This window comes from Micromonospora sp. NPDC007230 (assembly GCF_042869115.1).
In the GTDB taxonomy this organism is placed as follows: domain Bacteria; phylum Actinomycetota; class Actinomycetes; order Mycobacteriales; family Micromonosporaceae; genus Micromonospora.
Map to the genome: position 1 here is coordinate 85,375 of NZ_JBIAFE010000024.1, position 12,013 is coordinate 97,387.

Consider the following 12,013-nt stretch of genomic DNA (forward strand, 5'->3'; position numbering starts at 1 on the left):
GGCTCAGCCTCCGTTGCCCTGCTGGCTGGTGATGGCGGGCGCGCCCTGCGCCGGGTGCGGCACCCCGATCATCTGCCCGTCCGGCAGCCGGATGTACGCCGGATCGCCGGACTCCACCAGGCCGAGCTTGCGGGCGTTGGCGGTCAGGTTGCCCGGCGCCTCCTGCTCCGCGATCTCCTGCTTCAGCCGCTGCTGGTCCACGTCGAGCTTGGCCTGCTCCTGCTGAAGCCTCTCCAGCTTGAACGCGTTCTCGTTGATCTTCGTGTTGATCGCCAGGATGCCCAGCACCCCACCGACCACCAGCACCAGGATCAGCCCGACGAACGGCGCCCGCGGCACGGACACCGGCGGCGGCGGGGCGACCCGCAGCCGCGGCGACGCCGCACCGGTGTTCCGGGTCCGCTCGGCCGGCCGCAGCGCGGCCGTGCCCTCGGTGGCGAACTCGCGCGCCCCCCGGGCGCGAGTCTCCTCCCGGCGGTCGCGTCGGTCGGCCCCCGTCGTCGCCGTCGCGATACGCGTGGTGCGCTGCGCCGCGGTCCGGCCCCCCGACCGCGGTGCGCGCTGCCCGACGGCGTCCCGGCCGTCGCGCGTGTTGACGTTCATGTCCCCTCCCCCTCGTCGTCCGTCCCGTTCCCGTCCCCCGGGGCCGACGGGTCCGGTACGGACCCCGGTGACCCCGTCCCCGGTTGGTGCATCGCCTTCACCCGGCGGCGGTACCGTTCGCGGTCGGTACGCCCCTGCCGGGCCGCCTCCGGGTCGAGCCGTTCCGCTGCCCGCAGCCGCACCGACGCGGCGCGCGGGTTAGCGGCGACCTCCGCCTCCCCGGGAAGCTCGGCGCCCCGGCTGAGCAGCCGGAACGTCGGGCCCGACCCGGGCAGTTCGACCGGGAGGTCGACCGGGCCCTTGCTGCGGACCCGGTCGGCGAGCGCCTGCTTGGTGAGCCGGTCCTCCAGCGAGTGGTAGGACAGGACCACCATGCGGCCCCCCACGGTGAGCTTGTCGAGCGCGGCCGGCAGCGCCGCTTCCAGCGCTGCCAGTTCCCGGTTTACCTCGATCCGTAAAGCCTGAAACGTTCTCTTTGCCGGGTGTCCGCCGGTTCGTCGGGCTGGTGCCGGGATGCTCTCCCGGACCAACTCGGCCAACCGGGCCGACGAGGTGATCCGGGCGCGCTCGCGCTCCCGGATGATCGCCGAGGCGATCTTGCCGGCGAACTTCTCCTCGCCGTACACCCGCAGCAGCCGGGCCAACTCGGGGTGCGAGTAGGTGTTGACCACCTCCTCGGCGGTCACCCCCCGGGTCTGATCCATCCGCATGTCCAGCGGGGCGTCCTGCGCGTACGCGAACCCGCGGTCGGGCGCGTCGAGTTGCAGGGACGAGACGCCGAGATCGAACAGGACCCCGTCGATCGCCGGGTACCCGAGCCGGTCGAGCACCTCGGGCAGCTCGTCGTAGACGGCGTGCTCCAGGTGGATCCGGTCGGCGAACCGGGCCAGTCGGACCCGCGCGTGGGCCAGGGCCTCGGTGTCCCGGTCCAGGCCGATCAGCACCGTGTTCGGGTGCGCCGCCAGCACCGCCTCGGCGTGCCCGGCCAGCCCCAGCGTGGCGTCGACGTGCACGGTCCGGCCCTTCCGGCCCAGCGCCGGGGCGAGCAGCTCAAGACACCGCTCGAGCAGCACCGGCACGTGTGCGCCGCGTAGCTCCCCCATGTCGACCCCCACTGGTTGAAACCTTCCGTCCGTATCGCGTCCGTCGTCGCCACGACGCCTCGTCATACCGCCAGATCCCCATCCGCTCCCGCCCGCCGGAGGCCGCGGCCCTCCCGTTGGATCGTGCGCCTGGCACCGGGGAAGGGGTGCCAGGAACTCGAAAGCGGCTGGAGATCTCGCAGTACGTCGGGCGTCGTCACGCCCTACAGACCGCCGGGCAGCACCCCCTCCTCGATGTCGGCGAAGTCGTCTTCGCTCTCCGTGAGGTAGGCCTCCCAGGCCGCCTTGTCCCAGATCTCCACCCGGGTGCTCGCGCCGATCACGACCAGATCCCGGTCGAGCGCGGCGTAGGACCTCAGGTGCGCGGGGATGGTGACCCGCCCCTGCTTGTCCGGCACCTCGTCGTGCGCGCTGGCGAAGAAGACCCGGCTGTAGGCCCGGGCCGTCTTACTCGTCATCGGCTGCGCGCGCAACTGGTCGGCGATTCGTTGGAACTCGGGCATCGGGAAGACGTAGAGGCAGCGCTCCTGCCCTTTCGTGATCACGACACCCCCCGCCAGTTCGTCCCGGAACTTCGCCGGCAGGATCAACCGGCCTTTGTCGTCCAGGCGCGGGGTGTGGGTGCCGAGGAACATCGGCCCAACCCCCTCGCCCTGAGCGGCGTTCGCGGCGCCGCTGACCCCCCGGGCCGGTGTGGCCCTCCCGGCCTCACCATCGCGCCCCACTCTACTCCACTTCCCTCCACCTGCAACCAGAAACGCCCGCGTGGCGCGTCGCGTCCGCGCGCAAAAGAGCACGTCAAATGGGGTGGGGCGGAGTGGAGGGCGGCGGCGGCTCCCGAGGCGGGTCCGCTACCCGACATAGATCGACTCCATCCGGCCGAGCGCCCGATGGCCGTCCGCCGGGTGTCCCCGGCCGAACGGATCGCCGTCGGCGGCGATCTGGCGGGCCCCGGGGTCCGGTAACCTCGCTCGGGTGACGGACGCGAAGATGCCCCTGCGGGCGAAGGTGGCCAGCTCGGTGTCGCGGACCGCAGCGGCGCTGTCACGGGCCGCAGGTCGTGGCGACGGCTCGGTGATCGGCGGCTGGATCGGCCTCAAGATCGACCCTGACCTGCTCGCGCACCTGTCGGCGGGTCGCGCCATCGCGCTGGTGTCCGGCACCAACGGCAAGACCACCACCACCCGGCTCACCGCCGCCGCCGTCGGCGTGCTCGGCCGGGTCGCCACCAACTCCTTCGGCGCCAACATGCCCACCGGCCACACCTCGGCACTGGCCAAGGCCGGCAGCACCCCGTACGCGGTGCTCGAGGTCGACGAGCACTACCTCGCCCAGGTGCTGGAGGCCACCGAGCCGCACGTGGTGGCGCTGCTGAACCTCTCCCGCGACCAGCTCGACCGGGCCAAGGAGGTCGCCATGATGGCGCAGCTCTGGCGCGCCGCGCTGGTCCGGCACCCCGACGTCCGGGTGGTCGCCAACGCCGACGACCCGATGGTGGTCTGGGCCGCCACCCCGCCGGCCGACCCGGCCCAGGGCCACATCCCGCCCAAGGTCACCTGGTTCAGCGCCGGCCAGCGCTGGCACGACGACTCGTGGGTCTGCCCCGAGTGCGGCGCCACCATCCAGCGCACAGGTGACCAGTGGTGGTGCACCGGCTGCCCGCTGCGCCGGCCCACACCGCAGTGGGCCGTCGAGGACGACGGCGTGCTCGACCCCACCGGCGCCTGGCACAAGATCCAGCTCCAGCTCCCCGGCCGGGTCAACCTGGGCAACGCGGCCACCGCCCTGGCGGTCGCCGCCGAGTTCGGCGTACGGCCGGTGGACGCGGTCTCCCGACTCGGCACGGTCACCTCGGTCGCCGGCCGCTACGCCCAGGTCGACCGGGACGGACGCAACATCCGACTGCTCCTGGCGAAGAACCCGGCGAGCTGGCTGGAGGCGTTCGACATGGCCGACGAGGCGCCGACCCTGCTCTCCATCAACGCGCGCGACCCCGACGGGCTGGACACCTCCTGGCTCTTCGACGTCGACTTCGCCCCGCTGCGCGGCCGGCAGGTGCTGATCACCGGCGACCGGGCGTACGACCTCGCCGTCCGGCTCGACGTCAACGACGTGCCGTTCCAGCACGTGCGCAGCTTCGACGAGGCGGTCCGGGCGGTGCCGCCGGGCCGCCTGGAGGTCATCGCCAACTACACCGCCTTCCAGGACATCCGAGCGGAGCTGGACCGTGTCAACTGAGAGCCTGCGCATCGTCTGGATCTACCCCGACCTGCTCTCCACCTACGGGGACCGGGGCAACGCGCTGATCCTGGCCCGGCGGGCCCAGCTGCGCGGCATGCCGGTCGAGGTACTGGAGGTCCGCTCCGACCAGCGGCTGCCCGCCACCGCCGACATCTACCTGATCGGCGGCGGCGAGGACGGCCCGCAGGCGCTGGGCGCGCAACGGCTGATCGCCGACGGTGGCCTGCACCGGGCGGTGGCGCAGGGCTCGGTGGTGTTCGGCGTCTGCGCCGGCTACCAACTCCTCGGCACCTCCTTCTTCGCCAAGGGCGCCAAGTACGCCGGGCTGGAGCTGCTGGACATCGCCTCCGACCGGGGTCCCACCCGGGCGGTCGGCGAGCTGGCCGGCGAGGTCGACGCGCGGCTGGGCATCCCGTACCTGACCGGCTTCGAGAACCACGGCGGGCGTACCCACCTGGGTCCGGGGGTGTCCCCGGTGGCCCGGGTGACCGCCGGCGTCGGCAACGACGGGGCGACCGAGGGCGCCTGGCGGGGCAAGCTGCTCGGCACCTACTCACACGGCCCGGCCCTGGCCCGCAACCCGGCCCTGGCCGACCTGCTGCTGCGCTGGGCCACCGGCGCCCACCAGCTGCCCGCGCTCGACGACACCTGGGCCGAGCGGCTCCGGTCCGAGCGCCGCGCCGCGGTGGCCGCCGCCCGGGCATGATCCCGGCCGCCCGGGGGCTGCTCCGGCGGTCATCCGCACGGCTCGCGCGGATGCTCCGGCAGCCGTCCGCCCGCCGGTTCGGGCTGCTGCTCCTGCTGCTCGGCGGTTTCGCCGTGGCGCTGCTGGTGCTGCCCCGGCCGGCCCCGGCCGAGCTGCCCCGGCTCGCCCACTCCCTCGGCGGGTACGCCCCGGTGGCGGCGGTCCTCGGCGGCGCGCTGCTGCTGGTGGCACTGGTTCCGCGTACCTTCGTCACGCTCGCCGCGGGCGCGATCTTCGGCCCGGTGGCGGGTGCCGCGTACGCCCTCGGCGCGGCGCTGCTCGCGGCGGCGCTCGGCTTCGCGGTCGGCCGCCTGCTCGGCCGGGAGTTCGTGGCCGAGCGGGTCCGGGGGCGGCTGGCCCGGCTGGACGGCTGGTTCACCCGGCAGAGCGTGCTCGGGGTGGTCACCGTCCGGCTGCTGCCGATCGCCGGCTTCGGGCTGGTCAGCTACGGCTACGGCACCACCGGCGCGCGGGTGCTGCCGTTCCTGGCCGGCAGCGTGATCGCCGCGGTCCCCACCGCCGTCGGGTACGCGGCGATCGGCGCGGCGGTCAGCTCCCCCGGCGAGATCAACTGGTACGCCGCCGCCCCGGCCAGCCTGGGCCTGATCGCCAGCGTGGTCATCGTGCACCGCTGGTGGCGCGCCGAGCGGCGGCGCCGCGTGTCCCGAGCTGAGCCGGCGTGACCACCGACGAGCGGCTGCCGGGCGGCTTCATCGCCGAGGTGAGCCGGGTCGGCGACACCGTACGCCGCACCGCCCCGGCGAACCTCGACTACGTGGCGGCCCTGCTGGGGCACCTGGCCACCGCCGCCCCGGGACTGGCGCCCCGGCATCTCGGCTTGGACGAGCACGGGCGGCAGGTGCTGACCCACCTCGACGGGCGGGTGCCCTGGCGGGAACGCGAGGACCCGGCCTTCTTCTCCGACGTTGTACTGACCCGCCTCGGCGGGCTGATCCGTGGCCTGCACGACGCCTGCGCCGGCACGGAGCTGGCCGGTGGCGCGGAGACGGTCTGCCACCGGGACCTGTCGCCGAAGAACACCGTCTACCGGGACACCCCGGCCGGGTTGCTGCCGGTGGCCCTGCTGGACTGGGACCTGGCCGGGCCGGGCCGCCGGATCGAGGACGTCGCGTTCGCCGGCTGGCACTGGGCCGAGTTGGGCGACGGCGCGGACCCAGCGGAGCTGGGCCGCCGCTGCCGGCTGCTCTGCGACGGCTACGAGGCGGGCGGCCCGGGGCCGCCGCTCCCCCGTCACGAGCTGGTCGATCGCATGCTCGACCAGATCGAGGGCACCTGGCGCGGGATCGATGCCGGCGCCGATCGGGACGAGCCCGGCATGCGGCGGCTCCGCGCGGCCGGCGCGGTCGAGGCGATACGCGACTGGCAGCAGTGGCTCCTTCGGCACCGTCCAGCGGTCGAGGTGGCGTTCGGCGTCCGCTGACGCCCGCGTCCCCGCGGCCCGGGCCGAGCGCACGTACTGCGAACACCTTTGGACCTGACGTCGTAAACGATTCACCCCGGTCACCGCTGGCCACACGCGCGACCACCGGGGTGATTCGTTCACGACATCAGCTCGAAAGGCGCGGAAGAGCAGTGCCCCGGGTCCGAGGAGCACGGCCCGACCCGAACTCAGCCGGACGGGTCCTCGCCGCTTGGCCGGTCGTCGGCGGCGGATCAGGCGACGACGGAGACCATGCGGCCCTTGACCACGATGACCTTGCGGGGCTCCTTGCCGGCCAGCGCGCCGGCCACCGCCTCCAGCGCGGCCGCCCGGACCGACTCCTCCGACGCGTCGGCGGGTACCTCGATCCGGCCCCGCACCTTGCCGTTGACCTGCACCGGGTAGGTCACCGTCTCGGCGACCAGCAGCGCCGGGTCGGCGGTCGGGAAGTCCGCGTACGCCAGGGAGGTGTCGTGGCCCAGCCGCTGCCACAGCTCCTCGGCGACGTGCGGGGCGAACGGCGCCAGCATCAGCACCAGCGGCTCGGCCACCTCGCGCGGGGTGGCGGACAGCCGGGTCAGCCCGTTGGTCAGCTCGATCAGCTTGGCGATGGCGGTGTTGAACCGCATCCCCTCCATGTCACCGCGGACGCCGTCGACGACCCGGTGCAGCAGCCGGCGGGTCTCCTCGTCGGCCGGTGCGTCGACGACCCGCGCCGCGCCGGTCTGCTCGTCGACGATCGCCCGCCAGACCCGCTGCAGGAACCGGTACGAGCCGACCACCGCTCGGGTCTCCCAGGGCCGGGACACCTCCAGCGGGCCCATCGACATCTCGTAGACCCGGAAGGTGTCCGCGCCGTACGCCGCGCACATCTCGTCCGGGGTGACCACGTTCCTCAGCGACTTGCCCATCTTGCCGTACTCGCGGTTGACCTGGACGTCGCCCAGGAAGAAGCCGCCGTCGCTCTCCACCACGTCCGCCGCGGACACGTACGCGCCGCGGGCGTCGGTGTAGGCGTACGCCTGGATGTAGCCCTGGTTGAACAGCTTCCGGAACGGCTCGAAGCTGGAGACGTGGCCCAGGTCGTACAGGACCTTGTGCCAGAACCGGGCGTACAGCAGGTGCAGTACGGCGTGCTCGGCGCCGCCCACGTACAGGTCGGTGCCCCCGCAGTCGCCGGCGCCGCGCGGCCCCATCCAGTACCGCTCGTTCTCCGCGTCGACGAAACGCTCGCCGTTCGTCGGGTCCAGGTAGCGCAGCTCGTACCAGCAGGAGCCGGCCCACTGCGGCATCACGTTGGTCTCCCGGGTGTAGCGCTTCGGCCCGTCGCCCAGGTCCAGCTCCACCTCCACCCAGTCGCGGCGGCGGGACAGCGGCGTCTCCGGGTTCGAGTCGGCGTCCTCCGGGTCGAACGTCTTCGGCGAGAAGTCATCCACCTCGGGCAGTTCGACCGGCAGCATCGACTCGGGCAGCGCGATCGGCGCGCCGCTGGAGTCGTACACGATCGGGAACGGCTCGCCCCAGTAGCGCTGCCGGCTGAACAGCCAGTCCCGCAGCCGCCAGGTCACCGCGCCGGTCCCGTGCCCGTTCGCCTCCAGCCAGTCGATGATCCGGGCCTTGGCGTCGGCCACCCCCAGGCCGTTCAGGTCCACGCCGCGGTCGGGCGCGGCGCTGTTGATCGCCGGGCCGTCCCCGGTGTACGCCTTGCCGGCGAAGCCCTCCGGCGGCTGCACCGTACGCACGATCGGCAGGTCGAACACCTCGGCGAAGTCCCAGTCCCGCTCGTCCTGGGCGGGCACCGCCATGATCGCGCCGGTGCCGTAGCCGGCCAGCACGTAGTCGGCGATGAAGATCGGGATGCGCGCGCCGGTCACCGGGTTGGTCGCGTACCCGCCGACGAAGACGCCGGTCTTCTCCCGGGTCTCCGCCTGCCGCTCCACGTCCGTCTTGGCCGCGGCGGCCTTCCGGTACGCCTCGACGGCCGCCCGGGGGCTGGCGTGCCCGCCGGTCCAGGACTCCTTCGTCCCCTCCGGCCAGGCCGCCGGCACCAGCCCGTCGACCAGCTCGTGCTCGGGGGCCAGTACCACGTAGGTGGCCCCGAAGACGGTGTCCGGCCGGGTCGTGAACACCCGGATGGACTCCCGGTCGGCGGGGAAGTCGATGTGCGCGCCCTGCGAGCGGCCGATCCAGTTGCGCTGCATCAGCTTGATCGGCTCCGGCCAGTCCAGCTTGTCCAGGTCGTCCAGCAGCCGGTCGCCGTACGCGGTGATCCGCATCATCCACTGCTTCAGGTTCCGCTTGAAGACGGGGAAGTTGCCCCGCTCGGAGCGGCCGTCGGCGGTGACCTCCTCGTTGGCCAGCACGGTGCCCAGCCCCGGGCACCAGTTCACCGGCGCCTCCGAGACGTACGCCAGCCGGTGGTCGTCGACGGCCTTCCGCCGCTCGGCCACGGTCAGCTCGGCCCACGGCCGGCCGTCCGGAGTGGGCCGGTTGCCCCCCTCGAACTCGGCGATCAGCTCGGCGATCGGGCGGGCCTTCCGCGCCTGGTGGTCGTACCAGGAGTTGAAGATCTGCAGGAAGATCCACTGGGTCCAGCGGTAGAAGTCGGTGTCGATGGTGGCCACCGAGCGTCGCTCGTCGTGGGCCAGCCCCAGCCGGCGCAGCTGCGCCTTGTACCGCTCGATGTTCGCCTCGGTGGTCGTCCGGGGGTGGGTGCCGGTCTGCACCGCGTACTGCTCGGCGGGCAGGCCGAACGCGTCGAAGCCCATGGCGTGCAGCACGTTGCGCCCGGCCATCCGCTGGTAGCGGGCGAAGCAGTCGGTGCCGATGTAGCCCAGCGGGTGGCCGACGTGCAGGCCGGCGCCCGACGGGTACGGGAACATGTCCAGCACGTACAGCTTCTCCGCACCCGCCCGCGGGTGGCCGGGGTCGGCCAGCGGGCCGGTCGGGTTCGGCGCGTGGAAGGTGCCGTCCCGCTCCCAGGTGTCCTGCCAGCGGTGCTCGATCTCGTCGGCCAGGGCCGCGGTGTACCGGAACGGGGGGATGTCGGTCGCCGGTGCGGCTGCCTCACTCATGGCGTCTCCTCGGCGCGGGTCAGGTCGGGTAGTGGGAGGTCTCCCGCGGGCACAAAAAAGCCCCTCGCGCAGGAGGGGCCGCCGTGCTGTCGCGCGTTCAGCGCATCAGCACGGCTGGGTAAGAAGCAGGAAGACTCCGGCCATGTCCGGCAGTGTACCCCGCCTGCCCACCGACTATCTCGCCCGATCCACGGGGCGGGACTCGTCCCCCGGTCCGGCGAATATTTCGGGCGTAACCGACCGACCGGCTGCGGGGGTCGGCGACAACGACAAACATGGTTAGCCTGAGAGGCCAGTGAGATTTCTGCGGCAGACGTGGCTCGACGTCGCGAACCAAACGGCGGGTCCAGGTGCTCTATTCAGCGCTGCCGTCCAGGCGACGAGGAGGAGGCCCGTGACACAACAGACCTGGGACGAGGTGGGCGGTCTGCTGCCGCACGACGAGTTCCGCGCCGCCAGCGAGGCCATCGTGGCCAACATCGAGCAGGTGATCGAGGGCAAGACCGCCACGGTCCGGCTCGCCCTGGCCGTGCTGCTCGCCGAGGGTCACCTGCTGATCGAGGACGTGCCCGGCGTCGGCAAGACCAAGCTCGCCAAGGCCCTGGCCCGCTCGATCGACTGTTCGGTGCGGCGGATCCAGTTCACCCCCGACCTGCTGCCCAGCGACGTCACCGGGGTCAGCGTCTACAACCAGGAGACGCACGACTTCGAGTTCCGGCCGGGCGCGGTCTTCGCCAACCTGGTGGTCGGCGACGAGATCAACCGGGCCTCGCCGAAGACCCAGTCCGCCCTGCTGGAGTGCATGGAGGAGCGGCAGGTCACCGTTGACGGGGTCACCTACCAGCTGCAGACCCCGTTCATGGTGATCGCGACGCAGAACCCGATCGAGATGGAGGGCACGTACCCGCTGCCGGAGGCGCAGCGCGACCGGTTCACCGCCCGGATCGCGATGGGCTACCCGGACGCGGGCGCCGAGCTGGCCATGCTGGACGGCCACGGGGCCACCGACCCGCTGACCGAGCTGCGCCCGGTCTCCGACGCGGCGACCGTCCGCCAGCTGATCGGCCACGTCCGGCAGGTGCACGTCGCCGACGCGGTCAAGCAGTACGCGATCGACCTGGTCACCGCCACCCGCGAGGCGCCCGACCTGCGGCTCGGCGCGTCCCCGCGGGCCACCCTGCAGCTGCTGCGCACCGCCCGCGCGGTGGCCGCCCTGGAGGGCCGGGACTATGTCCTCCCCGACGACCTGCAGGCCCTCGCGGTGCCGGTGCTGGCGCACCGGATCATCCCGACCGCGGACGCGCAGCTCGCCCGGCGCACCACCGACGCGATCGTCGCCGAGCTGGTGCACCGGCTGCCGCTGCCGAACGACCGCAAGCGCTCCCCGTACGACACCCGGCCCGGCGGCACCGGTCGCGGGCCGTACGAGCCACGGAGGCCGTGAGGTGCGCGACGGGCTGCGAGGGCTGACCACCCGCGGCCGCTCGTTCCTGGCGGCCGCGGTCGCCGCGGCGATCTCCGCCGGCATCCTCGGCGAGAAGGACCTGCTCCGGGTGGCCGTCCTGCTCGCCGTCCTGCCGCTGCTCGCGGCGGCGTACGTGGGGCGCAGCCGGTACAAGCTCGCCTGCAGCCGGTCCCTCGAACCGCACCGGGTGCCGGTCGGGGCCAGCTCCCGGGTGGTGCTGCGGCTGCAGAACCTGTCCCGCCTGCCGACCGGCACCCTGCTGCTCGAGGATCGGCTGCCGTACGCGCTGGGCAGCCGGCCCCGGGTGGTGCTGGAGCGGCTCGGCGCGCACCAGGCCAGCTCGGTGGCGTACACCGTCCGGGCCGACGTGCGCGGCCGGTACGAGGTAGGCCCGCTGGTGGTCCGACTGACCGACCCGTTCGGGCTCTGCGAGCTCAGCCGGGCCTTCCCCAGCATCGACCACCTCACCGTGATCCCGCAGGTCACTCCGCTGCCCGCGGTCCGCCTCCCCGGCGAGTACGCCGGCAGCGGCGACAGCCGGGCCCGGTCGGTCGCGGTGCACGGCGAGGACGACGCGGCCACCCGGGAGTACCGGGTGGGCGACGACCTGCGCCGGGTGCACTGGAAGTCCACCGCGCGCACCGGCGAGCTGATGGTGCGCCGGGAGGAGCAGCCCTGGGAGAGCCGGGCCACGGTGGTCCTGGACACCCGTGTCGCCGGCCACCGGGGCGACGGCCCGACGGCGAGCTTCGAGTGGGCGGTCTCCGCCGCCGCCAGCATCGCCGTGCACCTGCGCCAGGCCGGCTACAAGCTGCGCCTGGTCACCGGCTCCGGCGCGGACGTGGGCGCCACCGAGGCGGCCGGCGACGGCCTGCTCCTCGACCACCTCGCCGAGGTACGCCTCGACAGGCGCGGTGAGCTCACCACGCTGGTGCAGCAGGTCCGGCAGCGGGCCGACGGCGGCCTGATCATCGCGCTGTTCGGCACCCTGAGCACCGCCGAGGCGGAGCTGCTGGCCGGGCTGCGCGGCAACGGCGCGACCTGCGTCGGGTTCCTGCTCGACAGCACCACCTGGCTCAACCTGCCGGCGAAGGCCCGCAGCGAGGCGGAGCACGCGCACGGCACCGCCGCGCTCGCCCTGTTGCAGAGCGGGTGGCGGGTGATCGGCGTGGAGCACGGCAACCGGCTGCCCGTGCTCTGGCCGCAGGCGGCCCGCGGCTCGCAGGGCTTCGCGCTGCGGGCGGCGCTGGCCGAGACGGTGGCCGGTGGCGTGCGATGACCGGAAGGGTGGTCCCGTGAGGGAGCGGAGCGAGCGAACCATTTGGCTCAGCACCGGGGCGC

Annotated in this window: 10 protein-coding genes; 6 read left to right on the plus strand and 4 right to left on the minus strand. The window is 73.4% G+C overall.

Going from position 1 to position 12,013, the window contains the following annotated elements:
- Positions 1-3: 3 nt before the first annotated feature.
- The 3 genes from ACFYML_RS28195 to mraZ form a co-directional block, all read right to left on the minus strand.
- A complete protein-coding gene (locus ACFYML_RS28195) occupies positions 4-603 on the minus strand; it encodes a hypothetical protein (protein WP_387423498.1) in 600 nt (199 codons plus the stop codon).
- Positions 600-1,706: a 16S rRNA (cytosine(1402)-N(4))-methyltransferase RsmH gene (rsmH, locus tag ACFYML_RS28200; RefSeq protein WP_387423543.1), complete on the minus strand. Its 1,107-nt coding sequence runs from the start codon at positions 1,704-1,706 to the stop codon at positions 600-602. The genes ACFYML_RS28195 and rsmH overlap by 4 nt, the downstream gene beginning before the upstream one ends.
- A 203-nt stretch (positions 1,707-1,909) precedes the next feature.
- Positions 1,910-2,341 carry a division/cell wall cluster transcriptional repressor MraZ gene (gene mraZ / locus ACFYML_RS28205; protein ID WP_357435173.1) on the minus strand — a complete coding sequence of 144 codons (432 nt, stop codon included), beginning with the start codon at positions 2,339-2,341 and terminating at the stop codon, positions 1,910-1,912.
- Positions 2,342-2,696: 355 nt separating this feature from the next.
- Here mraZ and ACFYML_RS28210 point away from each other — a divergent pair, with 355 nt between their 5' ends.
- Genes ACFYML_RS28210 through ACFYML_RS28225 form a run of 4 tightly spaced genes read left to right on the plus strand, consistent with a single transcriptional unit; the run spans position 2,697 to position 6,133 of the window.
- Positions 2,697-3,944: a MurT ligase domain-containing protein gene (locus ACFYML_RS28210; protein WP_387423544.1), complete on the plus strand. Its 1,248-nt coding sequence runs from the start codon at positions 2,697-2,699 to the stop codon at positions 3,942-3,944.
- Positions 3,934-4,653, plus strand: coding sequence for a glutamine amidotransferase (locus ACFYML_RS28215; RefSeq protein ID WP_357435170.1), 720 nt, complete (start codon positions 3,934-3,936; stop codon positions 4,651-4,653). The genes ACFYML_RS28210 and ACFYML_RS28215 overlap by 11 nt, the downstream gene beginning before the upstream one ends.
- Positions 4,650-5,375, plus strand: coding sequence for a TVP38/TMEM64 family protein (locus ACFYML_RS28220; RefSeq protein ID WP_387423499.1), 726 nt, complete (start codon positions 4,650-4,652; stop codon positions 5,373-5,375). The genes ACFYML_RS28215 and ACFYML_RS28220 overlap by 4 nt, the downstream gene beginning before the upstream one ends.
- Complete coding sequence (locus ACFYML_RS28225) at positions 5,372-6,133, plus strand: phosphotransferase (RefSeq protein WP_387423500.1); 762 nt, start codon at positions 5,372-5,374, stop codon at positions 6,131-6,133. Before ACFYML_RS28220 ends, ACFYML_RS28225 begins: the two co-directional genes overlap by 4 nt.
- A gap of 233 nt (positions 6,134-6,366) precedes the next feature.
- On the opposite strand, the gene leuS is transcribed toward ACFYML_RS28225, so the two are convergent.
- Positions 6,367-9,207 (minus strand): leucine--tRNA ligase, encoded by a 2,841-nt coding sequence (gene leuS / locus ACFYML_RS28230; RefSeq protein WP_387423501.1) that lies wholly within the window; start codon positions 9,205-9,207, stop codon positions 6,367-6,369.
- Positions 9,208-9,601: 394 nt separating this feature from the next.
- On the opposite strand from leuS, the gene ACFYML_RS28235 reads away from it, so the two are divergent.
- Positions 9,602-10,651, plus strand: a complete 1,050-nt coding sequence (locus ACFYML_RS28235; RefSeq protein ID WP_073833913.1) for a MoxR family ATPase — start codon at positions 9,602-9,604, stop codon at positions 10,649-10,651.
- A gap of 1 nt (position 10,652) precedes the next feature.
- The gene (locus ACFYML_RS28240) at positions 10,653-11,951 is read left to right on the plus strand and encodes a DUF58 domain-containing protein (RefSeq protein WP_387423502.1); all 1,299 of its coding nucleotides are present in this window, start codon (positions 10,653-10,655) and stop codon (positions 11,949-11,951) included.
- Positions 11,952-12,013 lie beyond the last annotated feature (62 nt).